Annotated in this window: 15 protein-coding genes, 2 tRNA genes and 1 riboswitch; of the genes, 4 read left to right on the top strand and 13 right to left on the bottom strand. The window is 27.8% G+C overall.

All coding sequences use genetic code 4. The features are described from left to right. Positions 1–2 precede the first annotated feature (2 nt). Positions 3–2,156 carry a HinT-interacting membrane complex protein P80 gene (locus ACWXVQ_RS02865; RefSeq protein WP_456013568.1) on the bottom strand — a complete coding sequence of 718 codons (2,154 nt, stop codon included), beginning with the start codon at positions 2,154–2,156 and terminating at the stop codon, positions 3–5. A 209-nt stretch (positions 2,157–2,365) separates the two neighbouring features. On the opposite strand from ACWXVQ_RS02865, the gene ACWXVQ_RS02860 reads away from it, so the two are divergent. After that, positions 2,366–3,127: a hypothetical protein gene (locus ACWXVQ_RS02860; RefSeq protein WP_456013566.1), complete on the top strand. Its 762-nt coding sequence runs from the start codon at positions 2,366–2,368 to the stop codon at positions 3,125–3,127. Positions 3,128–3,189: 62 nt separating this feature from the next. Here ACWXVQ_RS02860 and ACWXVQ_RS02855 read toward each other — a convergent pair whose 3' ends face one another. From ACWXVQ_RS02855 to ACWXVQ_RS02810, 10 genes are all read right to left on the bottom strand, one after another. Then, on the bottom strand, positions 3,190–3,327 hold the full coding sequence (locus ACWXVQ_RS02855) for a hypothetical protein (protein ID WP_456013565.1): 138 nt from the start codon (positions 3,325–3,327) through the stop codon (positions 3,190–3,192). Positions 3,328–3,502: 175 nt separating this feature from the next. Then, a complete protein-coding gene (locus ACWXVQ_RS02850; protein ID WP_456013564.1) occupies positions 3,503–4,417 on the bottom strand; it encodes an ABC transporter ATP-binding protein in 915 nt (304 codons plus the stop codon). Next, on the bottom strand, positions 4,417–12,783 hold the full coding sequence (locus ACWXVQ_RS02845) for an ABC transporter permease (protein ID WP_456013563.1): 8,367 nt from the start codon (positions 12,781–12,783) through the stop codon (positions 4,417–4,419). The genes ACWXVQ_RS02850 and ACWXVQ_RS02845 overlap by 1 nt, the downstream gene beginning before the upstream one ends. A gap of 124 nt (positions 12,784–12,907) precedes the next feature. Next, positions 12,908–13,612, bottom strand: a complete 705-nt coding sequence (gene rsmG, locus ACWXVQ_RS02840) for a 16S rRNA (guanine(527)-N(7))-methyltransferase RsmG (protein ID WP_455993676.1) — start codon at positions 13,610–13,612, stop codon at positions 12,908–12,910. After that, complete coding sequence (locus ACWXVQ_RS02835; protein ID WP_438340349.1) at positions 13,599–14,570, bottom strand: ribose-phosphate diphosphokinase; 972 nt, start codon at positions 14,568–14,570, stop codon at positions 13,599–13,601. The genes rsmG and ACWXVQ_RS02835 overlap by 14 nt, the downstream gene beginning before the upstream one ends. 125 nt (positions 14,571–14,695) lie before the next feature. Continuing rightward, positions 14,696–17,488 carry a magnesium-translocating P-type ATPase gene (mgtA, locus tag ACWXVQ_RS02830; protein WP_456013562.1) on the bottom strand — a complete coding sequence of 931 codons (2,793 nt, stop codon included), beginning with the start codon at positions 17,486–17,488 and terminating at the stop codon, positions 14,696–14,698. A gap of 208 nt (positions 17,489–17,696) precedes the next feature. After that, a complete protein-coding gene (locus tag ACWXVQ_RS02825) occupies positions 17,697–18,440 on the bottom strand; it encodes a phosphonate ABC transporter ATP-binding protein (RefSeq protein ID WP_455993678.1) in 744 nt (247 codons plus the stop codon). A 190-nt stretch (positions 18,441–18,630) separates the two neighbouring features. Further along, the gene (locus tag ACWXVQ_RS02820) at positions 18,631–19,599 is read right to left on the bottom strand and encodes a lactate/malate family dehydrogenase (protein WP_438340352.1); all 969 of its coding nucleotides are present in this window, start codon (positions 19,597–19,599) and stop codon (positions 18,631–18,633) included. After that, on the bottom strand, positions 19,592–20,935 hold the full coding sequence (locus ACWXVQ_RS02815) for a hypothetical protein (protein ID WP_455993683.1): 1,344 nt from the start codon (positions 20,933–20,935) through the stop codon (positions 19,592–19,594). The genes ACWXVQ_RS02820 and ACWXVQ_RS02815 overlap by 8 nt, the downstream gene beginning before the upstream one ends. Continuing rightward, a complete protein-coding gene (locus tag ACWXVQ_RS02810) occupies positions 20,925–21,260 on the bottom strand; it encodes a hypothetical protein (RefSeq protein WP_444704808.1) in 336 nt (111 codons plus the stop codon). The genes ACWXVQ_RS02815 and ACWXVQ_RS02810 overlap by 11 nt, the downstream gene beginning before the upstream one ends. Positions 21,261–21,467: 207 nt before the next feature. After that, a riboswitch (TPP riboswitch) is annotated at positions 21,468–21,558 on the top strand. A gap of 39 nt (positions 21,559–21,597) precedes the next feature. On the opposite strand from ACWXVQ_RS02810, the gene cypl reads away from it, so the two are divergent. Next, complete coding sequence (cypl, locus tag ACWXVQ_RS02805; protein ID WP_456013560.1) at positions 21,598–22,731, top strand: ABC transporter thiamine pyrophosphate-binding lipoprotein p37/Cypl; 1,134 nt, start codon at positions 21,598–21,600, stop codon at positions 22,729–22,731. A 310-nt stretch (positions 22,732–23,041) separates the two neighbouring features. Then, entirely contained in the window at positions 23,042–24,382 is a 1,341-nt protein-coding gene (locus ACWXVQ_RS02800) for an ABC transporter permease subunit (RefSeq protein ID WP_456011997.1), read from the top strand. 51 nt (positions 24,383–24,433) lie between these two features. Here ACWXVQ_RS02800 and ACWXVQ_RS02795 read toward each other — a convergent pair. Both ACWXVQ_RS02795 and ACWXVQ_RS02790 read right to left on the bottom strand, forming a co-directional pair. Continuing rightward, positions 24,434–24,509, bottom strand: a tRNA-Lys gene (locus tag ACWXVQ_RS02795). Positions 24,510–24,512: 3 nt separating this feature from the next. Next, positions 24,513–24,599 (bottom strand) — tRNA-Leu (locus ACWXVQ_RS02790). A 720-nt stretch (positions 24,600–25,319) separates the two neighbouring features. Between ACWXVQ_RS02790 and ACWXVQ_RS02785 the strand changes: the two genes are divergently transcribed. Next, complete coding sequence (locus tag ACWXVQ_RS02785) at positions 25,320–25,505, top strand: hypothetical protein (RefSeq protein ID WP_455966384.1); 186 nt, start codon at positions 25,320–25,322, stop codon at positions 25,503–25,505. Positions 25,506–25,730: the final 225 nt, after the last annotated feature.

Here is a 25,730-nt window from a genome sequence, read left to right as displayed (position 1 = left end):
TTCTATTCTAAAACATATTTAACTATGATGTCAAATAAATAAGAAATAATATCTTTATTATCATGTGGTTTAATTATAAATTTATTTGTATTTGTATCATATTCGAAGTCAGCTACAAGATTATCATTAATTTGTTTCTTAATAAAATCTTTTATTTGACCATATTTTTTATTTACAATAGTTGCCTTATTTGTTTGCTCTAGTGTTGAAATATAGTTTAAAGCTCCTTTAATATCTGCATCATCAAAGTTTTTTTCTTTATCCGAATCAATAGGAGTAAATTTTTGTTGTTTTAAATATTCTTTGAATGTATCTTGTGAAAGAAGATCGTTAATTTGATATGTAGTATCCAATATATCTGCAAAAATAGTATTTAAATTAAATAATTCACTAGTAAATGTATTTTTGTAATTTGCTTTTGATTTAATTGCTAAATCTTTAACAATTAATTTTTGAACAGCTTCCACTGTATCAAACTTGTGTAAATTTTGAATTAATATTCCTTTTGGAGATACTGAAACAAAATTTTTTCCGACCTTGTAAATAGCGTTAATTTTATTGTCCTTATTACCTTTCGCAAATACATCTTTAAATGCATTTCCAAATAATTTGTTAAATTCCTTATCTTCAAGGTTATTAATTATTTTCTCAACTTCGTTATTATACTTAGCATATTCCTCAACGTAATCAGCATTTTTTTCTTTTGAAGCAGGTTCCGCATTCAATGCATTCTCAAGTTTTGACTTAAATTCTGTTTCAAGATTATTATAACCACTAAGCGATTTTAAAACCTCAATTAGCTTTTTCTTTAAATCCTTAAACAAATCATTCTTTTCAGTATATTTATAAATACCTTTATCAGTTTGTGCGTCACCTAGTAAAATTGATAGTAGTCCAAAGTATGAAGATGGTTCACTTGAAGAAATTGCTTGTTTTAAATTAACAAAACCCTTTGATCCAAATTTTGAAGCATTTGCCTTATCGGCTGATAAATATTCAATTAATGTCTGGTCATTTTTTGCATGTCTTTCATCATCTGAAGTAATGTTATCGTTTTTTATTAATGTGCTAAATCCTCTAAAATCATTTAATGCATCAATTGCAAGTTTTAATTTATTGTGCGTATTATCTTGCGGATATGCTGAAAACTTAAGAAGATTAATTATTTCGGCCTTTGTTACAACCCATGGTTTTTCAGCACCAGTTGTATCTTGATGAGCAGACAATGAAAATTCTGATAAAATGGCTTGTTTTCTGTCGATTCACGGCTTGATAAATCTTTCAGGATTTCTAAATTCCTTAACAAATGATGTTGTAACAAACATCGGAATTTTGATTGAAGCTTGTGAATTTGTTTGTGACTCAATTGAATCCTCTGCTGGCAATACATAATTTTTGTTTTCATGAGCAAAAGGCAAAAATATTTTTTGGCCTTTTTTAGCTATTTCAACTTTTTTGCCATTGTATTCATAAAAAACATCTTTATTGGCTAGTATACCATTTTTTAATTCATTATATGTTCAATCAGTATTAACTTCGGTTTTATATCTACGATAAGCATTTTTGTTGATTTCTAAATTAACTCGGTATTCCAAAGCTTGTTTCTCATTTTTTGATGATCCTCATGATGGCTTCGAAATCTCTTCTAAGAATTTTTCTTCTCATTTTTGTTCAAGGCCATATTGCTTTTGATACTGTCTTTTTAAATCATCAATTTCTTTTTGCACTTTTTCTTTAATTTTATCAATCGAATCTAGGGCAAAAGATTTTTCATCTGTTTTTGCTTTGTCGGCATTATAAACTGCTTGATATCATAAAGAAGCCTCATACTCTTTCTCATAAAGATATTTGGCAATGTTTTTTTCAATAGAATCAAAAATATTTTTGTTTTTATTTGTTAGAGTAGGATTTTTGTCTAGCTCGCCATATGTTAAAGTTTTAATAGAACCATCTGGTTGAATGATTTTAATAATTGAGCTTTTTTCATCCAATATCGGAGTTGGAGCAGGTAGGGCCTTCGAAGCTTGAACAAGTGGAATAGAAATACCAGCTGCTAAAACAGCTGAAATGGCGGTTGCTCAAAAAGTTCCTCAAATGACCTTTTTTCTCTTAGCTTTTTGTTCAGTGGTTATTTGTTTTTTAAATTTTTCTGACATATTTGCCTTTCATTCTGAATATAGTAATGTACAAATAAAAATATTCATATTTAATTAATTAAATAAGATAACAAAATTTTACCACTTTTTACATATATTTTGCTAACAACAAAACCAAGTTAACACAGGCAGCTTAAGCAATATTTATTAGAGAATTAGCAAATTAAATAAATTAAGGTAAAAATAAATTTAAATTATAATTTTAAAATATGACTAAAATTTTTAACCATAAACTTGACATCTTGAAAGAATTTATTAATATTTGCAGTAAGCATGAGCTCTGATATAGTCTTGATTTTAATAGTCTTTTAGCAGTGGTTAATAACCTGGAATATTGAAATGAAACTGATCATTATGAAGTAATGATGACTTTTGAATCATATGAAAAACTAAGACAATTATATCCACACAAGGTAATTGATTCGGTCAAACACTCTGACTATTATTCGTTACAAAATAAATTTGTTGAAGATAGTAAAAATATATACAATGATTGCCCTTTTGTTGATATTAATTTAATCATTCCCACAACGATTAAAAAAATAAAAAAGATGTATAAATTTTCTAATAAAAGTAAAAGCTTTATACAATATTATGCCACTATGAATTATTCAAATATTCCTAAAATTAAAAACAAAATTATTATTTCTAAATTCCTAAAGGCTTTAAAAAAATCGATAAACTATAAGGATTTAGTAAATGATCTAAACGATGATATGTATGAAGGTTTTGTTATAACATCACCAATAATTAATCATTTTTTTCTAACAAAATGATTAACAAATACTAACTATAACATTCGTATTTTTGAAAAAGATGGGATAAAACTTCATGTTATAAATGAATATCAAAATTATTTAAGAAACATCTTTGGAAGTGATTGAAAAAACATTAAAGAAATTGCAGTTCCATATTACTTTGGCTCATGTATCGACATTATAAAAAGTGTTTCTAACAACGATGATAAATAATTAAGATTTTCTTAAATTAAAATAAAAAACCAGTTTATTACTGGCTTTTTTTCTTCAACTAATTACGCTCTTTTTTCAGCTATTCTTCTTTTTTTGGTTTGAGTAGCAACTTTTATTCTAGCAATACCAAATACAATTGCTGAAACAATTATTAATATTAGCGTAATACATATGAATACAAGTAATACTATTTTCGTCAATGTGAATGCAGAGATAAATAAAGCGATCCACATTGGTAAGCAAGATGATAACATGCAATATGAGGATACTATGTAAGATTTTTTAATTTTCTTTGATAGCAAAAATGCTGATAGAGTAATAATAGCAGTTGATAGTATTAACCCAAATATAATAAATAATATAGTTATAATCATTTTAATTTTCTTTTTCCTTTTTTATTAATCATTTTCGTTCTTGATGTTTTATATCCTTAATATGTCCTAATTCAAGATAAATAACTTTATCCGCAATTTGTGCAACATCAGCATCATGTGAAACAATAATTATCGTAGTTCCATAATCGCGGTTGATTTCTTGAAGAATTTTTAAAACAATTCATCCTGTTTTTTCATCAAGAGCACCGGTTGGCTCATCAGCAACAAGAATATCAGAATTTTTAGCTATTGCTCTTAGGATAGAAACACGTTGTTGTTGACCACCCGATATTTGTGAAGGGTATTTAAACATACATTCTTCAAGGTCGAAATCCTTAAATAATTTCTTAATATCCAAATGTTTTGACTTGTCCTTCTGTAAATAAGCGCCGGTCTCAACATTATCATAGCTATTTAGATTTTGCAATAAATTATAGTTTTGAAAAATAAATGAAATATTATCGCGTCTAAATAGCGTTTGTCTAGATTCATTTAGATAAGGCAAATTTATATTATTAACAATAACCTTACCACTAGTTGGTCTATCCAGTGCACTTATTATATTTAAAAGCGTCGATTTTCCTGACCCTGATTTACCATACAATATTGCAATTTCGCCCTTTTTTATGGTTAAAGATACACCTTTTAGAACATCGGTTGCAACGTTTCCTGATAAATAAGTTTTCTTAACATCAAAAACTTCAACAATATTGCCATCGCTATTCTTTTCCTTTTCTAATCCATCTTTTTTTCGAGGTTTATTATTTGCTAATTTATATTTTTTTAACGTTGCACTATCTAATGGATGTCCCGATATTCCATCAGCATTCGAAGCTATTGATATCTCTTTTTTATTATTCATAGAAACATTTAAATCTTCATTTTTAGATTCAACTTTTTTATTTCTTCTTCACATTATTTTCCTTTCAAGGTGTCAATGGCCTTAATTTTATTTAAACTCTTTCAAGTAGCCATCGAGGTCAGAATAAACACTGTTAAGCAAATTGCTGCTGAGATAATAATTGTTGAATAGTGTAAAACAAGTGGCAAGACAATTTGAGATGTAGCCATCATAAATGCATTAAATACCGAAATCAATAGTAATGTTGCAGGTATCATTAATAAACAAGCAAATATTATAGTCGGAACAAAGTTAGCAAAGAATAGTGAAATCTTTTCGCGATTAGTATAACCTAAAACTGAAAACGTAGCTATTGCTCTTTGATTTGAGGCAATCATAATATTAGTGATAACAATTAATATTATAATGGAAATCAATAGCGACATAACAATAAAGGCTATTAGAATAACATTTACAGTTTCAGAAATATCAGCTATAAAACCTGCTTCAATATCTTTACTATTAACGTTAAATGAGGCGCCATACATAATATTTTTACCATAAATAGTATCGGGTTGTATTCCATAAAATTTCGTAAGAATACTGCGTGCTAAACCTTTAAATTCTTCATTTGAATTAGCTTGTTTTACAATCTTTTCATATTGAGATTCATTTATATTAAGAAGTCTAAATAATACGTCTTTATATCTTAATTTAGCTCCAGGGTGTGCTTCATTATAGGAATCAATATTGTGTTCATAAACAGATATATAATTGAGATCTTTATTAGATATAAATATGCGTTTAAAGAATTCTCAAACAGTTTGATCGCTTGCACCTTCAACTTCAAATGAAGAGGTCGCACCTCAAAAACCGGTTGATGAATAAGTAGTTAAGGTATCGATTGTTTGGACTGGTGTTGTATCACTAGATAAAATACCATTAAATGCTTCATATTTTCGTCTAAAGTCTCTAGTAATTTTTTGTTTATTTTGTGGGTTTAAGAATATAGCATTTTCTAGTTCTTGTTTACGTGCGTTTTGCAAACGAGTAGTCAATGTGTCATAACCCAAAATTTTGTCTAAGATGTCCTTTCTTGTAATAAATTCACTATTAATGTATGTTTCGGATATATCAATAACTTCAAAGGTATATTTAGTTCTTGGTGGCTTTTGATTTAACGCACGATAACTAAAGCGATCAACATGGTTTAATAAATCAAATTCAATTTTTGAACCAATAGAAAGATTGTATCTTTTTTGGGCAACAGTATTGACAATCAATGGGATTGTAGTATTTTCATTATATTGATAGTTAGCTAATTTTTGTTGTAAATCTTCATTATTAGCATTGTGCATTGAAATGAATCTACTATCACCATAATATCCATAAATCTTTATTTCTTTATTATTATATAGTGTTTTAGCATAAGTATATTTTTCATTAGTTACATCATTTCAATAAATACCGCCAAATGATACAAAGAAATCAAGACCTTCAATACGACGGTATGCATTAACCAAGAAATTACGATATTCCTGTCTATATCTCGATGTTGAAACAGATTTTGGTTTAAAGTATGTTTCATTAATGGGATCTCATTCAATAAATTTAAATTGTTCGCTAATTCTTCCGTTGGATTGATTGTTTTGATATAAAGACGACGAAGTGAAATAAAAGAAGCTCGTACGATTTTTTATATCTTCTGGCTTATTATTGGCAAGATCTTTTTGAAATTTTTCCAAATCAGTAACGGCAATAATATTTGATATGTCACTATCTTCAACATTTAAATAATCCTTACCGGTTTTTAACTTAGAAATATCAATTAAATATTGGGTAGCTTGCATTTCTTTTGATACACGCTTAAATATTTGCGCGACTCTAGCTCTTTGCGTTTCAGGCAAACTAGCATAAGTAATATCTCAAGGGCTTAATTCAACCGATAAGTCAATCAAGATATCAAGCGATGATTTAGTCAACACTGTTGGTGCATACGGAATATGTGGGACATCGGTATTAAATGAACTGCCTGGTCTTAGGAAATTCGGGTTGGCATAATCAAGTTGACTACCATTTGATGAAGATGATCCAGCTAAATCATTAGGAACATATAATAATGAATTTATATCAGATTTATTATAAGTAACATAAGGCCCACCTTCAGTTGTTGGGCTTTCAAGATCAAGCTTAAATTTATAGAGTCTATCTTTATATGTTTTTGTTATAGCCTTATTAAAAATGTTGTTTGACGATAAAAAGAACATAGAAATCAACGATGTGGTTGAAAATGCTAAGAATAGCGAGAACATTTTTCAGAAATTATTTAGTGCCATAGAGGCGATAAATCTTGCTTTAACTGGCAGTTTTCTAAACATTGCTGAAATTCTTTGAGCAAAATTCCCAACCTTAACCTCAACAAGACCACTCATTAACTCAATAGGTTTTTTTCTAACAGAAATTGCTGTTATTATGAAAATTAAGAAACTAACGAATAACAACGGTGCAATTATTGTACCAAGGATGGCGGAGGTGTGAATAGGAATTATATTATTTTCAAGTGTCCAGTATGAAGACAAAACATTCATTGCTGTTCCCTGTAAGGCAAAACCAACAATATAGCCAAGTAAACCACCAACAAAAGCAGGGATTCAACCAAAAGCACAAAATGCAAATGCTATTTTTGAGGTTTTATAACCCTGAGCACGCAATATTCCAACAACTTTATTTCTCGCTTCAATATATCTCTTCATAATAAAGTATATGATGAATGCAACTAAGATAGTTAAAACAGAAATCAAATAGAATGTGGCATTTTTGATTGAATTAACAATAGTTCTAATGGTTACAATTCTTATCTTTCTTTCAGGATTTATATTGTCTAATTCATCTTTTAAATAAACCTTTTTGTTAAATGAATTAGGATTAATAAGATTAATATCATTATTAAATTGCTCCTGCAATTCCTTCGGCGATTTATTATGCAAATATTTTCCATTCTCATCAACAGGCGCCTTAACTAATGCATAAGTCTTAACAGCAAAAGTTGGATATGCTGAATTTATACGGTCAAAACCCTTTGAATTGACATAAATAATTGCTTGGGTATTAGTATCTACTTGAATATTTTCTTCATTAATAACAGGATATAAATAATCAACAGTTGAATCAATACCAATGATTAAATACTCCTGCGTATTAACTTTAACCTTGTACTTTTCATCTAATGAAGAAATAAATAATTGCATAGCATAAGGGTTCGATAGATATTTGCTTATATCACCTTTATAGACTTCTTTACCGTTTTTAGATGCATAACCATAATTAACTTTAGCAACATATGAGCCTGAATCTGAATAAGAAATTAAATTTGATATTTTAATAGGTTCTATGATTTTATATACTGATTTTTCTAAAGATGAGGTAATATTAATACCAAATAAATCAAGTCCCTTACCATTACTATTTCTTAATTTTTGATTAAAAATATAATTAAATCTAGATAGGTCTAAATCAATAGAAGTATCGTTTTTCGATTCAACATAATAAGCAGAATTTTCAAAATTTTGTGTAATTGCTTCGATTTGATAAAATATATCCTTAACATTCGAAGACTTAAGATTATTTAAAACTTTTTTAACAATATAAGCAATATTACCTTCGTTTGGATTTGGACTTAAAATATAATATAAAGGAATTTGAGGAAAACTTAGTAGTGTCAAAGGATTTAATAGATTATTAGGAATATTTAATAATGATAAATGATTATTAAGTCTTGAATTTTCAATAACCTTTTTGAATGCCAAATCTAGTTCATAATCATCTTTAATTAACGGTTTTATAGGAGTTTTGTCATTAGTTTCAAGGAATGAATCAAGAAACATTTTTAATGAATTATTGTAATAAGTTGGAATTTGCGAGGCTGTTGCAATGTAACCAAAGTTATAAGTAAGTTCATTTGAATTCTTAATTAAAAGGTCAATTATTTTATCAATAGTTTTGGTGTCAATTCTAGCATTAATTAAATTAGATTTAAATAAATTAATACCGTGCGATTTTTTCAATAAAGAAATAAGTTCACGATTTGCTAAATTAGTATGTGCATGAGCATAAGGAATTTTTAAAAGTGTTGCTTGATACTTATTATCGCTTCCTAATATTCCTAAACTAGGAATTGGATTAATAACTTTATCAAAGTTTTGCATTGCCTTAACAAATTCAGGATTTAGCGCTAGTTTATAGATTTCATTTAGAACAAGTTTAATTTGTGCATAAGAAAGTTTTTTAGCATATTGCTTTTCAATAATCTTTTGTCCAGTATTTTGATCAATAGATATTTTATCCTCAATACGCTCAATTCTATTCAAAAAATAAGCCATCTTAATTCATATGCTATATAAAACAAACATATTTTTAATAATTGATTCCTCACCATTCGCAAGAAATGATGAACCTAGATATTTAGCTAGAAAATTATGCAAGGTTTTTAGGATTTCTATTTGTGATTTTTTATCTTTAGCATTTGAATCAATAATTGCTGATAAATAGGCTAAATCAGCATATGATTCGGGCTTTTGATTTTTGTCTTCTAATATAAAGTCGAACTTATTATCCCTTGGTTTAAGAGATTTGAGTTTTAAAAGAGATACAAAATTAAAATATTTTTCAAGTTTAGCAAGTAATTTTGATAGATTATTTAGCTCAATATCATTAACAAGTGCTTGCTGTTTAACAAAATCAAACTCAGATTTAGTCAATTTTAATAAAGTTTTAGAATTTATTGCTTGTTTTACCTTCGCAATAATCTTTTTGATATCAACTAAATCAAACTCATTAATAGGAACATTATATGACGAAGGAATAGAAAAATTGCTAGACAAATTATTTGGCAATGCTAATTTAGGCAAAATAGCCAAATCTAGTAATGAAATTTTTCCTTCTTCTTTGGTTGGAATAGAAATATTTAATTCTTTAACCAAACTTTCTGTTTTGTTTGAAAAGTTAAAAATTTTAATAATTGCATTTTGAATTTGAATAATTTTGCTTGCTGAAATTTCATTTTCGCCAACAAGGTTTAGAGAGGACATAAATGCTGCCAAATAATCAGATTGATTTAAATATTCAGTATTGTAATCGTTATAAATTTTATTATTAGCTGTAATTGGATATTTATTAATCTTAATTAATTTATTAAGTGAATTAGTGAATTGTTCAATATTTATATTTGAAAAAATACTAAATAGTCCTTCGTTAATATTCTTATATGAGCCATCTTTATTAGCGTCTAAGGCTTTAAAGAATTTTTTAGCCTCATCCTTCGTATTTTTATCTAAGTCTTGATTTATATTTTTGTATGCTTGAACTCATTTTTGGTAGTAGCTGCTTTTTTGCTCTGGATCAAGTATTTTACTAAAATCTACTAAATTAAAAAGGTTCTTAATGGATTTTTTGAATTTTTCTTCATTCAATGAACTTAATAAAGAAATAATCATCCGTTCATGAGACATTGTTCAATATGTATCATTTACCGCAGTAAACGGTTTATATGGATGGCGATCGTATCAATCGTTTATTATTGCTGAAAATTTAACAAAATCAATTGATGAAAATATTTCGGTTAAAATATCGAAAATTTTTTCTTTATCTCTTATATAAACAAATAGATCTTTTAATGAAATCTTGAGTTGTGGAATAATGTATAAATTAGAAAAATTTAAAATTCCGCTTAGATTATTTATTTGTGAAACAAGATAGTTTTCCCTTTCCTCATTAGTTTTAGCCGATAGTAAATATTGTTTTTTAAAATATAAAAATATCTTTGCAAAGAAATTATGAATGAAAGCATTTGCATTTATATTTATGTATTCAAGATTTTGGTTATTATCTTGCGGCAGAGGTTTAACTAAAAATTTAATAATATCTAAAATTGTTTTTTCTAAAATAAAACGGTTAGTTTTTCCGATGGCAAGCAATGTATGTAACCCATTGCTTTCGACAGAATCGGTGACAGCTTTGAAAATACGATATACATCACGACGATCAAATAATTTTCCAAAATCTGTATCTAAAAGAACTGAACGTAATCTATCAACTAAGGTTTTAATTGTATTTTTTTGTGTAATTTCAAGAGTTAAATCTGGTGAAATTGATCCGAATGATATTGGTAAACTTATTGCGTTTCTAAATTGAGGATTAACAACGGCTCAACCGTTTGCACCTATTTCACCACGAACAGTATAATCTTGTTGAACAAGGTAATTATAAACTTCATCCAAGCTTAAATATTCCTTGTCATTAACTAAAACCTTATTTCACACGATATCGTCTGTAAAACCATCAATATTGCTTTGAACTAAAAATATATATTTATTTGGTCTAGGCATTGCAATTGCCCCAACGACAGTAGATCCTCCGGGGCGCTTTATTTCTGGCGTAGCAGTAGTTAAAACCAATATTTTTCCATCAACTAGGGTTGGAATTTTTGTGTTTTCAAGAAAATCATAGTACTTTTCAAATCTTATATCCGCATTAAAATATTCATTATTTGGCGTAAAATTACGAAAAATAGTTTCAACTAACGACCTAGTATAAACAGCAGGAATTTTAGTTATAAGATTGCTATTTTTATCTGGCTTTAATAAGAATTTATCAACATTTTCATTTGAAATACTTGAATGCAAAATAGATGGATTAAGACTTTCGTTATATAACTTACCGACATTATTTTCAAATCCTAGTATTTTTTTATCCTTATCACCAATATTAACAAAATGAAATACATTCTTTTTTGCGTTGCCTTCATTAACTGTTTCAACAGTGATGGTTTTTCTAATACCTAAATTATCTTTACCAACAGTTTTTTTAATATCTTCCAGTATTGAAGAACGAGCAAAACTTAAAGCATTATTACGAATAAAATTTTGAGCTACATTAAGCTTGCTAACATTTGATACATCTTGAAATTCTTCATCACTTAATGGCTGCGATCCTAATTTATTAAATTCTACTTGCTTAATATTTCATAAATTAAAGGCATCAAGGTTTTGTTTATTTTTAGGAATTCGTGTATTTTCTTTCCCTCCACTTCACGGCTGTTTAAAGGTAACATCAATATCATTTTTATCAATTGGAACCGTTTGCACAAAGGTTTGTTTATATTTATTTCCAATACTATAGGTAGTGGTTATGGTCTTATCTCAATAAGAGAAATATAAATGTTGCCCATATTCTTTAGGTTGATTTTTGCTAAATTGCTCAATAAATTTAAAGTACGATCCTTTTCAATTGGACTTATCTTCTTGATTGCTTTCATTTCAATTTAAAATGTAACGATATCAATTATATGAAACCATTCGCTCAGCTCTTCTTATTCATCCTTCCGGAATTTTATAAGTATTATTAGAAGCTAGTTCGATATATAGAGGAGAATTAGAAACTATTTTATTTACATTTGCAAATGTCCCGAGTTTAAAATCATCAACAAGGATATCATCATTAATAATATTTCATTGTGTTGTTTTTTGGTTGCCAGCGATTTTAATTTTTGCATTTTTAGCTTTTTCTTCATTAAAATATCACTTTTGATCATTTGATTTTTTTTCAAATCCCATTAATTCAAGGACTTTATTAGATTCAATAACATATAAAACACCTTCTGCTTTTCATTCATCATAATCTTGGGTCAAAAATGATGCTTGCTTAGTTACGGTATTGATATAAAGAGGCGAGGATTCTACAACGCTATCTTTAATTGTTTGTTGATTAAAAGGTCCTTTGGGACCATATGATATAGTTAAAATATCACCTAATTTTACTTTTGTTTTAAATCTTATTAAGTCATCGGTATTAACTCTGTTTACTTTAGTTACCAAAGAATATTTATTTCCCTCTTTTTGATAAACTTTAAATTTTCTATTTTCACCTGAAAAAGTAAATTCTCTAATCTTTTGGGGATTAGGGTTTTCTTTATTAATCTCGAATCTGACACTTGAAACTTGACCTGAAAGTTGTTCATAATATAATTTTAAAAAGTCTTCAGTCTTCAAATAATATTTAGGATTGGTGTTTCAATTTTCAATAGTATCTTTTATGTTAATAAAATTGTGCTCGCTTCCCGGCAAATTAATCGTATAAGAAACATCCGAACCATTTTTAGATGATTCGAATTTTATTGGCGAAGTAATAACGCTATGATTATCCTTATCAATTTGATTATATCCATGGCTAGGGATGACTCCTGAAGGATTAATATCTAAATCAACAGTTAAATCATGCAATTTAGAAACCTTATCATATGCATTTATTGTTCGTGAATATGAAGTCTTAACATCATTTAACAAAGTAAATAAAAATGTTGTTAAGAAAATTAAGATTGTTAAACAAATTAATGTAACTTTGTTTTTAGCAAGTGACCTAAAAACTTCTTTAAATAATCTCTTCATCTCTCACCCCTTCCCAAACTTTGTAATGTTAATTATATAGTTTATTAAATTATTATTTAATAAATTTTTTTAAATATGCAACAAAAAATTCTGCTCATGTACATAATGAGCAGAAAATTTAAATTTATTTTTTGGAATTTTCTTTAATAATTATCGACCATTTTCTTGGGATAAAATTAGGGGTAGGAATTTTTTTTTCATAATAAACCAAGACATTATCGATAGTAAAAAATTTATTTAAACATAAAGTATTAAATTCAATTTTTAATATATTCTTAATATTTTTAGAATTATCAATTTCCTTTTGAAAATTAGTTGATTTTAAAAAACAAAAAATTGAGCCTATTTTTCCAACATGATGAGATATTTCAACAAGATTCTTTAATTCTGAAACTGCTCTTGCGCTTATAAAATCAAATCTTTCCTTTTCTAATGATTCTTCTGATCTTATTTTAAGAATCCTTACATTTTTTAAATTACATTTTTTGACTACAAGCCATAAAAAATTTACCCTTTTTTGCATCGGCTCATAAATTGTAAGATTAAAATTTTGACTATATATTAAATAAGGGATAATAGGAAAACCTGCTCCTGAACCAATGTCAAGAACTTCCTTATTACATAGATTTGCAATATTTTTATTTATATTTTTAAAAATAAGAATTGATTCTATAATGCCCTCTTTAATTAATTTTTCACCGTAGAAACCAGTTAAATTATACTTCTTATTTTCCTCTTCAATTAACTGATAATATAAATAAAGTTTAGCAATTATGTCTTCATCTTCAATGCAAAGATATTGAGTTATAATTCTTCTAAATTCTTCCATTACTATATTCTTTATAAATTTCACTTATTGATGTGCTATTAGTATTAGCCTCAATAACTAAACCAAGAAATTCGGCCATTGATAATTCTTTTAGCTTCTTAAAATGTGATAAATGCGAGTGATCTACTGAATTAGTTATTATAACTTCATCAATGATAGGATTGCTTTCGAACATTTCAAAACCTCTTGAAAATAACCCGTGTGTTGCAGCGATAATAACTTTGTTAGCGCCTTGCGCCTTTAGTGTTTCTGCTGCATGTATAATAGTTCCACCAGTATCAATAATATCATCGTAGATGATTACATTCTTACCATTAACATTACCTAAAACGCCCATAATTTCAGATACATTTGGGCCAGTTCTTCTTTTATCAATAATTGCAATTGGTTCATCGGAATTTAGGCATTCTGATAATTGACGCGCTCTAACTGCGCCGCCATGATCAGGTGAGACAATAACAAATTTATCTTTTCTTTTTCTTAATTCCTTAGCAAAAATAAATTGACCTCTTAGATCATCAACAGGAATATTAAAAAAGCCTTGAATTGATGCATTGTGCAAATCAACAACAATAATTTTATCAGCACCAGCAGTTTCTAATAAATCAGCAACAAGTTTGGCTGAAATTGGATGTCTGCCGCTTGTTTTTCTATCTTGTCTTGCATAACCATAATAAGTAGTAACACAAATAATTCTTTTTGCGCTAGCACGCTTCAGCGCATCAATAAATATCAAAAGACTCATCAAATTATCATTGACTGGTTTTCCTGTATTGTTGATAACAAAAACAGTTTTATTTCGAACAGTTTCGTCGGGATAAACTAAATTCTCGCCGTCAGCAAAAACAACTTTATTAACCTTTTTAACATCAGTGTCTAAATATTTAGCAATTTCATTAGCTAGTTTTTCAGAATTATCCATCCCAAAAATAATTACATTTTCATCTAATTTTTTCATTTTTTTTTAGCTTAAATTTTCCTTCCCTAATTTTTAATATTAATTTTAATATATTAATGTGTTAATATTTAACTTTTTCTTAGATTATTACAAAATTAAAAAAATAAGCCAAGTTGACTTATTAATTATAAGAAATGCTTATAGATCTTACGATAAATAATTTTGGTTATTATCACAAGAAATGTATAGGTCGAAAGCAACAGTGCAAGCCAAGCATAAAATATCGAGGGTAGCGGTGCTAGTTGCAAGGAAGTATTTAGCTTTGGAATATAAGGAAGAGCAGTTACCAATGCAACTCCGGTCAAGGTTGAAACAATCACCGGAGTAGAAGCGTTAGATTTAATTAGTGGCACTTTATCAGTTCTTAATAGATGAATAACAAAAGTTTGTGTTCACATTGAGATGACTAATCATCCGGCTCAAAACATCAATCTAAATTCTTTTTGTTGTTCAAGAGATAAATTACTATAATCACTAATTTTGGTAAATGTTGTTTGTTTAATTGCTTGTGGAATGATAACAAAAAATAATAAACAAAACGACATAACATCAACAATTGAACTAGCAGGGCCAAATCATAGCATAAATCGCCAAATAGACTTATGTCCCCATTGCCGCGGAGATTGAATAAATTCTTTATCTACATTATCTCACGGAATTGTTCCACAACAAAAATCATAAATTAAATTTAAAAAAATAATTTGCACAGGTGCTAAAGGAATAAATGGAAGCATAATTGAGGCTATAACTACGCTAAAAATGTTTCCAAAGTTTGAGGACACAGTCATTTTTATATATTTATTAATATTGGCATGAGTTTTTCTTCCCTCAACTATCCCTGTAGCCAAAACATTTAAATCTTTTTCAAGAAGAATGATATTAGCTGACTCTTTTGCGATATCAACTGCTGTATCTACAGATATTGATACGTCAGCAACCTTCATTGCTGGTGCATCATTAATACCATCACCCATGTAGCCAACAACGTGACCATTATTACGCAAAATGGTAATTATTCTAGCTTTTTGATCGGGGCTAAGTTTAGCAAAAATTTGTGTCTTTTCGACTTCGATTGCTAGCTCGACATCACTAAGTTTAGTAATATCTTTTCCTAGCAATATTTTTTCATAAGGAATGCCGACTTTTGAACAAACCGCCTTTGTAACCAGTGGATTATCACCAGTTAGTATTTTTACTTCTACGCCCAAATTATGTAACTTCTTAATAGCATCTTCAGCAGAATCTTTCGGTGGGTCTAAAAATGTTAGATAGCCTATTAAAGTCATATCTTTTTCATCGTTTACACTCAGTTTTCCGACAGCATCAATATTAGACTTTTTGGAAGCGACAGCAACAACTCTCATTCCTTCTTCGCTAAATTCTTCAACCTTATTCAAAACTTTACGGATTACCTTTTTATCAAGAGGAATTACTTTTCCATCTAAATAAATTGTGCTACATACATTAATAATTTCTTCAACAGCTCCTTTAGTAATCAATGTAACCTTATTATTTTTAAGAGACTTTACAAGCACTGACATACGCTTTCTATTGAAATCGAAAGGAACCTCATCAATTTTCAAATAATGCAGTTCAAGATTATCTAATGATTTTTGTTCATCAGCTAAATCAAGGGTACGATTAATAATCGATTTATCTAGTAGGTTTTTTAATCCCGTTTGATAATAAGAATTTAAAAAAGCATACTTTAAAACATGATAATCCTCTTTCCCATTAACATCAAGGTGTCTTTCAAGAATAATTTCATCTTGAGTTATTGTTCCAGTCTTATCAGTACATAAGATATCCATAGCACCAAAATTTTGGATAGAGTTAATATTTTTAACAATAGTTTTTGCCTTACCCATTGCGATTGAACCCTTTGATAAACAAGCAGTTACAATCATTGGCAACATTTCAGGGATTAATCCGATAGCAATAGATATACCAAATAATAAGGCATTAAATCATGCATTGTTTCCTTCAATCTTTTGATGGGTTAATCCAACAATTAAAAAAATGATAGGAATAACAAAAGCAATGATGCAGGTTAACATTACAGAAATTTTTTTAATACCCTTTTCAAAGTTAGTAGGGACTTGTTTTTCATTTAATTTTGAAGCCACCTTACCAATGACAGTATCATTTCCGACTACTAGCACCAATGCCTTTGCTGAACCAGAAATAATGTTTGAACCCATAAAAGCAAGATTGGGTCTATCTGTCAGATTATCATAATTAGTTTGTGCATCAATAATACTATATTTTTCAATTGCATCGCTTTCACCAGATAACGAGGATTGCGAAACAAATAAGTCTTTTGCCGCAATAATTCTAACATCACCAGGAATAATATCACCAGCTGCTAAATGGACAATATCACCAACAACTATTTCGTCCATCGGTATTTCCTTTAAAACCCCATCACGCTCAACCAAACAAGTTGTCTCAATAATTTCAATAAGTTTATTGGCACTAGAAGCAGATTTTTGTTCTTGAATAAAGTGAATAATACTGCTGGCAAAAACTATTACCAGAATAATAATGACAGTTATATAATTAACTTCATTATACTTACCACTGCTTATTGGCAATATAATATCGACTACAGCAGTAATAATTGTGAGTATAAAAAGAATAATATTAAACAAATTAAAGAAAGAGCGGATTAATCTTTTTCCAGCAGTGTCAGCCCCTTTTTTGGAAATTTTATTTACACCATATTCATCGCGGTTTTGCTCAACTTGTTTTTCAATCTTGATACCATTTTTAGAAGATTTATATTTTTCAAATAAAAGTTCTACATCACTAATAGATGCTTCAACTAGTCGCTTATTTATCGGATTATTTTTTGCTAAATCTTGCTTAGATAATTTAATATTTTGACTCTCAATATTATTAACCTTTGCTTTCTTCATTATTCACCTCCTTTATATTTAAAATATGTTTAAGGAAGCAGTAATTCTACATAATTAACAAAATGTGCTTAGTGAAAACACAATATTTGCACTACTTCGATCACTACTTTGTACTTCCATTAAGTCACCTTTCCATTTTATATTTACTTAATTTTACATTAAACAACAATTTAAAAAATAAAAAAGTAATAAACATACCTCTTAATATCTAACTTTCATATAACTGTTCTAATTCTTTTTCAGAAAGATTATAAAGGTCTCCATTCTTAATTATTTGACCATTATTAATAAAAATATATTTAGAAAAATTATTTCTAAGGACATTTAAATCATGAATATTAACTAAAACTGTTGTGTTATATTTCATGTTGATATTTTTTAAAATTGACATTATATCCTTTGATGTCTTAATATCTAGTGAACTAGTTGGTTCGTCAGCTAAAATAATATCAACGTCTCTTAGCAAAATTTTTGCTATTTCAACACGTTGTTTTTGACCGCCTGATAAATCAGAAATTTTTGTAAAGATCTTATCTAAAATTCCTAAGGAGTCGAGAACATTATAAATTTCTTGTTTTTGTGATTTAGTTATTATTTTTAACAAGGAAAATAACACATTTTTATATTTTGAATAAAAATGCAAAATATTTTCATACACATTTAGCGACTCAATAAGATTTGTTTCTTGCGAAAGATAACCAACTCTCTTTACTATTTTTTTTCATTGTCGTTTCGAAATGTTCTCTATATCATATTCATTAATAAAAAGTTTGCCTTGACTAGTTTTTAGTTGTTTTAGAATGGCATTAAACAATGTAGTTTTTCCTGAACCAGATCTTCCTATAATAGCAATCATTTCACCTTGATTAATTAACAAATTTATATCATTTAATATATTCATCCTTGATCTTGGATATGCGGCATAATAATGCTCAAATTGAATTTTCTTCATATTTTAATATTATATTGTAATTTTTAACATATTAATATAACGCAATTATGCAAAAAATAAATTTACATCATATTAATATTAACAAATAGGCATGACATTATAAATTCTCAATAAATTAAACTTAAAAGAAATAAATAAAAAAACTCCCAATTAAAGAGAGATTTCCATGTTTAAACAATAGCTTTAATCATTACTTAAAATCTGGTTCTATACCTAAATTTTTAAGAATTTCAACAACAGTTTCCTTCATTTCCTTTGAAAATGAATCAAATATGGATTGTTCATCATCTGTTAATCTAATTTTTGGTAAATGACGATAACCATTTCTTCCTAAAATTACAGGTAATCCAAAATAAACACCACTATTTTCATACTCTTGTGGGAGTTTAACTCCTAATGAATAAATTGCTTGACGATCAGTTAAAATTGATTGCGTAATTTCGGCTAGATTTTCACCAATTCCAAAATTTGTAATTCCTTTTCCAGTAATAATTTCAAATGCTTCATCCTTAACTTTTTGATTTAATTTTTGTAATCATTCTTCCGAAATTGTATTATTTGCTAATCAATCCTTTAATGAACCAAGTCCTATTCTTATTTTTGAAAACGGAATTAAACATCTTGCTCCGTGTTCTCCAATAACAAATCCAGTAATCGATCCTGCCTTAACATTAATTTTTTCAGACAGGAATTTTTTCATTCTAGCGGTTTCAAGAATTGTTCCAGATGATATAACTCTTTCAGGAGCAAATTTTGTGATTTGTTGATATATTGAAGCCATAATGTCAACCGGGTTTGAAGCGATAATAGTAATACCATTGAAACCTGATTGCTTTATTTTTGTTCCTATTTCAGCAATTAATTTAGCATTATCTGTTAATAATTCAAGTCGATCTTTTAAAACTCCATCCTTCGGTTTTACCGATGCAGTAATAACAATGATCTCAGCATCTGCTAAATCTTGATAAGTTCCAGCCACAAATGTTGAACCGCTTTGTAACATCGAACATGCAGCATCATTCAGATCTTTAGCTTGTGCTTTTGCATATTCAACAAAGGCATCAACTAATACATAATCAGCCTCAATCGATTTATTCAATGAAGCATATAAATAGGCCGAACCAACGGCCCCAACGCCAATAATTCCTATTTTAGTCATTTTTTTGTCCCCCCATTAATTCGTTAATTTTTTTAGCCATAACGATATTAAACGTTTTTAATCCGGTTTCTTCAAATGGATCTATCTTCATAAGATGTGCACTCATTATTGATGCACGATGAATAAAGGAAACAATTCAACCCAATGTTTTATCCTCTAAATCGCTAATAACTATATCTATAAAAGGTATTTGAATACCTAGATAATAATCCTTAGTTGCTTGCAATAATGCCTTATTTACATTGTTAAATGTTTTCTTCATTAAAAAATTAAGTTCATCGCCATCATTGTCATTAACAATAGCTATATTGAAGTCAAACATGGGATTTTGAACCAAAATATGAGTATTAAACATTCTTCTTTGCTTATTATAAAACAAATTAGCAAACGTTTTAGTATCAGAAGGATGAATAAATGTGTTAACCTGTATTCCTTTATAACTTCGATATGAAGACGAAACCAGATACATAGCAAATAAATCATTTAAACATTTATAAATTTTAGATCCCGAAACAATATTCTCAATTGCAAAAATGTCTTTCTCTTCATGATTGCGATCTTGTTTATTAAATATATATCTAACTAGAGCGTAACGATATGCACTATTATTTTCTAAATTTGTGTTACTAAAATATTCATTTGCTTCTTTTGCACCTTCAATATAATCATCAATGTCAATATTAGCACAAGCAAGAGGTAATAAAACTGCTGCTGAATAGTTTAAATATCTTTCAGGGGTATTATCTAATAAAACTAAATGATTATAATTTTTTGTTTGAACAAGATTGAATAATTTTCCATAGTTGTTATTGGTTGTTATAAAAATATAATTGGTTGCATTATTTCTGCCAACCTGTATATTAAGTAATGTAACCAATTCTCTAAAAACAATTAAGCTCTCAATATCCTCTCCATTTTTTGATATAACATTAATTGCAAATGACCTATTTTCTAAATATTGAATTAGGTTTAAGATATCTATTCCTTCATAACTTTCATCAACATACATAATCTCAATTCCACAATTGTTTCTTAAGCGGGAATTCGCTAGGCCTATTATACTCTTTGATTGAATACATATATGTTGTGGAGCAATGACAACAAAGGTTTGAATTTTTTCATCATTAAAAAATTTGACAATTTTTTTTATCTTTGAATAATCACTCCTTTGGATATTTCTATCAATTTCAAAAAAACCAAAATTTTTATATCCTTCAATTTCTTTGGATTTTATTTTATCATTAATATCGTTAATAATATCCTTATATTTACCACTAAATAATTTAGAGTCAATAACCTGGTCAGATAAAAAATCTATCTTACTTTTAATCGCCATAATGTATTCCTTTATTTGTAAAATCAAGCAATTTATCAAACTTAGCGCCATTTTTATCAAGTTTAAAACTAAAAGGATTTCTTAATTCCTTTGGATGAATTTGCTTAAATGAAAAAATAAGTTCACCATTTGCTGCTATATCAATAATTATTAGTTCTTTAATGTCATTAATCTTAAAAAATGAATTCAAATTACTTATATAATAATCACTAACTTCAGAAATGCCTAAATAACCAACATGGTTGGTTTTGGTTATAAGAGTTATAAATTTGCTTGAAATTTTGTAAACTTTTGCCTTTATTATTTGACCGACTGAATAACTCATCTTTTTCCCTTTTAAATGTACTTAGTAGCATATAAATTATATGCTAAATAACAAAAAATAATTATGATATCCAAAGTATATTTTATATTTTCAAAGCAAAATAGCATATCTATAAAACTTACTCTTAAATCCAATATTAATTACAACATAAGTAAAAAGAGATTTTTTCCTTTTTGCAAACTAAAAAGTACTATAATTGAATCATAAATTTATGAACAGGGGTGCCCATTAAGGCTGAGAAATACCCTCGTTAGCTGATCCAGATAATACTGGCGTAGTGAGTTCTTATTTTTTGGTCATCATCCCTTTTTAATTAAATTGAAGGGATTTTTGTTTTATGAAAAATAAAAAAATAGCGTTTATACTAAGCCTAAGCACTCTAATGTCCACATTTGCCTTTATTTCTATTGCGTGCAGCGCAAAGCAGGATGCTAATTTAACATTAAAATTTGTTATAAATGAGCCTTTTTTTGGTAATAAAAAACATCTATTTTTTAGCAAAATTTTATCTGAATTTAAAAAGAAAATAAATAAGGATGCAACAATTAAAGTAAGATACGTTTCAGCAAATAATGATATAGCTGGTATTGTTAGAAAAAAAACAAGCAACATTGCTATCATTACGACTCCTTTATTCATCAGAAACAATGACCAAAATATTATTCCTATCTTGCAAACTATGACTAGGGCATTTAAATTTGATAAAAATTTTAATGATAGCTACTCAGATGGATCAAACACTGACAAATTAAGAATTATTGCTGCTAAATTACAGAAATTGTTTAATAAAAAAGCATATACCGCATGAACCGATGAAGAATATAGTTGAAACGGAAATATATACGAATATTTCTATGCAAAAAATAATGAATTAGTTGAATACTATCGTGGCATTATAATGATTCAAGGCACAAATGAAGAAAGAGAACAAATTAAAAAAGCATGAGACAATAAAGATTGAAATACTTTTAGAAATTTTGGTATTGTGACCGGTAAGGAAAGTAGCGGTTCAAAATATATTCTACAAGAAGCATTATTCAAAAAGCATTTTAATCTAGAAAACAATAAATTTAATTCTTTTGCTGAAGATAAAATAAAAAATATCGAAAAATATACGCAAGGAGAAGCAAAAAATATAGCGAATGGTTCACTTAAAAAATATCATATTGTTTTCGATGAAATGGCCTCGTTTGCCTATCGCAATAATAAAAGGGGCAAGTTCTACACCCCTGATGATGAGAATGTTAAAATTGAATTTTTAACGGCCACTGATCCACTAAAGTATAATGTTGTAGTGGTTAATAAAGATGATTTCAATACGGAACAAATAAACTATTTAAAAAATATAATAATAGACTTATGAAGAAATAACGAAGATGATTATGGTCCTACCGTAGGATTTAATGGCTACAAAATAATTAATGATGTTGATAAGGAATTAATACAGCCTTATAATAAAATATTTAGTTAATATGTGATTAAAAAGAAACATTTTTAAAGAACAGTTAAAATTAGGCAATACTATTTTAAAAAACGGACCATATCGGCTAGTTTGAAAAATAGCATTTTTTGTTTTTATTATTTTATTAATTATAGCTTCAATCTATATTGTTAATTTTAGTTTTGCACCATCAGGTATTAACCTCTTTATTAAAAATTTAAGAGATTTTTTTTCTCCAAGTAGTTTTAGTAATATATATAAACAAAATCTCTTTTATATTTCTTTTTTGTTTTTATGAAATAGTATAAAAATAATTTTCCTAAGTACAATTATTGGATTCATGCTTGCATTTCTCACTTCGTATTTTTCTAATATTAAAACCAATAGCAAATATATAGCTATTCCATCTAAAGTTATAGTAATTGCTTTAAGAATTTTTCCAGAATTGTTTTTTGTATATTTATTTAAAATTTCTTTTGATAAAAAACTAGCGATAGCATTAATTTTTTGTTGATTTACATGACTTTGATTGCATGAGTATTTTTCACAAATAATTGAGAATGCTAATTTTAGTATTTTTTATCATTTGGTAAAATCACAACACTCAAGACAAAAGGCTTTTTGAACAGAAATATGACCTCAACTTAGAAAAAAATTCATAAGTTACTTCATCTATGCATTTGAAACAAATTTACGTTGGTCAGCAATACTAGCTAATATTGGTTTTTTAGGGATAGGAATTTTAATAAATCCTCAAATTCAGCCAATAAATTATACAGAACTAATAATACCTTTGTTAATACTAGTTTCCTTCTTGTTTTTAGTGGAAATTATTAGTGAAAATATAAACAAATTCCTATTTGAATCTCGAAAACAAGATAATATCAATTTTAAGAAATATCAAACTAATAATATAATCAAAAAAACTTTTATTTCACTATTTATTTTACTTACCTTTGTGCTAATTTGCATAGCTATAAAAGATTTAGCTCATGAAAAATTTTATGAGACCGAAGCTACTAGCTTTTTAAATAATATGTTTAAGGGGAGTTGAAAAGATATAATTTTTAGCTTTAGCGAAGATGGAATTTTTTGGATTATTATTCAATTTGCGTCTCTTGTATTCTTAACCTTCATTTTAACATATTTTATTTCATATTTTAGAATGCTATTAATGTCTAAATCAATAGTAGGAAAACATTTGAGTATCTTCTATAAGTATTTAAATATATTAATAAGAGCAATACCTGCTGTTATTATATTTCTAATGCTTTCAAATCTTTTTGAAGAATTGTCAGCATCATTTGTTTTTGCTTTTGGTATCCATAGTGCATCTTCAATATCAAGAAACTTATATCAGACAATTAATAACATTAGTATAGAAAAAATAAAAGAATTAAAAAAACTAGGCTTCTCTAATTTTTTGATATATAGAAATTTTATTCGCCCAAAAATTAGACTAGATTTCATTAGCTTTGCTAGCCTAGAACTAGAAAAAATAGCTAGAAATTTTATAATTTATGGTTCTTTGTCTTCTTCATTATTAGGCCAAAAAACAAATCTAACAAGAGCAAAAGATATAGCTGATGTTTCGCCTTATTTGTGAATAGGTTTTATTATCATTGCGCTAATCAGTTTCACTTCATATTTCATAAGATTTAGTATTAAACAAAGAAATTAAAATAAAAGACAGATAATCTGTCTTTTATTTGTTTATGTCAGTCACCTGAAATGGTACGCCCTAGAGGATTCGAACCTCTGACCCAATGGTTAAAAGCCATTTGCTCTACCTTCTGAGCTAAGGGCGCTTCTGGTGCCCAGAACTGGACTTGAACCAGCACGGCCATTACAGCCAACGGATTTTAAGTCCGTAGCGTCTACCATTCCGCCACCTGGGCATTAATTGATTAATGCTTAAATATTATAATATATTTTTTAAAAAATAAAAAAAATTAATTTTTGTAAATTCTCAATTATTTTGCTACATTGCAATTCTCAATTATTTTCAACATCCTATAGTTTAAAATAATTATAAGAGGTAACGGGAAATATAAAAAAATAGAAATCCAGAATTTAGCAGATTTTAAGAAAAAAAGAAAAGATATTTATACCGATATAACTAATTAAAAAATTAAAAATAAACCAAATCGCCATAAAACACGAAGTTAGCCGTTTTACGGTCTCTAAAATTAAAAAATCTATAAATTTTAGTGGGACATTTAATGTCTCGCACAAAAATAAGGGAAATAAATATAAACAAAAGTTTAGTGATGATCTTGTAGATTCTGAAATTGAAAAAATCAGAGATTTTAGTTCTTTTGTTTTTGATCAACCCATAGATAGAACTAGAAATGTTACTATGGCAATTTATTATAGAACAAAAGGTTCAATAATCTCTTTAAAAACTCTTTACAGACGCACTTTAAAAAGGGGCTATGCAACAGAGCACTCGCACAAAGCGACTAGAAAAGAAGCTAAAAGAAACGCAAAAAATATTTTAAATAACGCAAGTTTTAGAAACAATATTTTATTATGCAATAAATAGTAAATTAGAGAATCTTAAAACAATAGAAAAAAATGCAGTAATAAAAAATACCTGGAAAAATCTTTCTCCAGGTATGATCGTTGAGATCGATGCTACGCCAGACACAATGGGATTGGGTGAAACTTTTCATACTTACCACGCTATTGATCCTGCCACTGGTAGGCTTTTAGCAGTCCATATGTCTAAAGAGGAAACCAATATTGGTTATATGAATCTGATTGAAAACTTTTTAGAACACAAGGAATTCCACGGATTATAAAGACCGATAAGAGAACAACTTTTTGAAAAAGAGTCTTCATACACACCTATTACTGAGTATTTGCAATCCTTAGGCTTTAAAGTTCAAACCTCTAGTGTTTTGCAATTTAAGTCTTTTGTTGAAAGGTCTTTTAAAACTGCTCAATTAAATTATCCCATATGCTTTAAAATAAAGAATATAAAACATTGAACAGAAATTATTAAAATTGAAGACCAATTAATAGAT

This window comes from Mycoplasma sp. 527, from assembly GCF_053851595.1.
The sequence above is the reverse complement of the archived record's forward strand: the minus strand, read 5'-3'. Positions and strand labels throughout refer to the sequence as shown.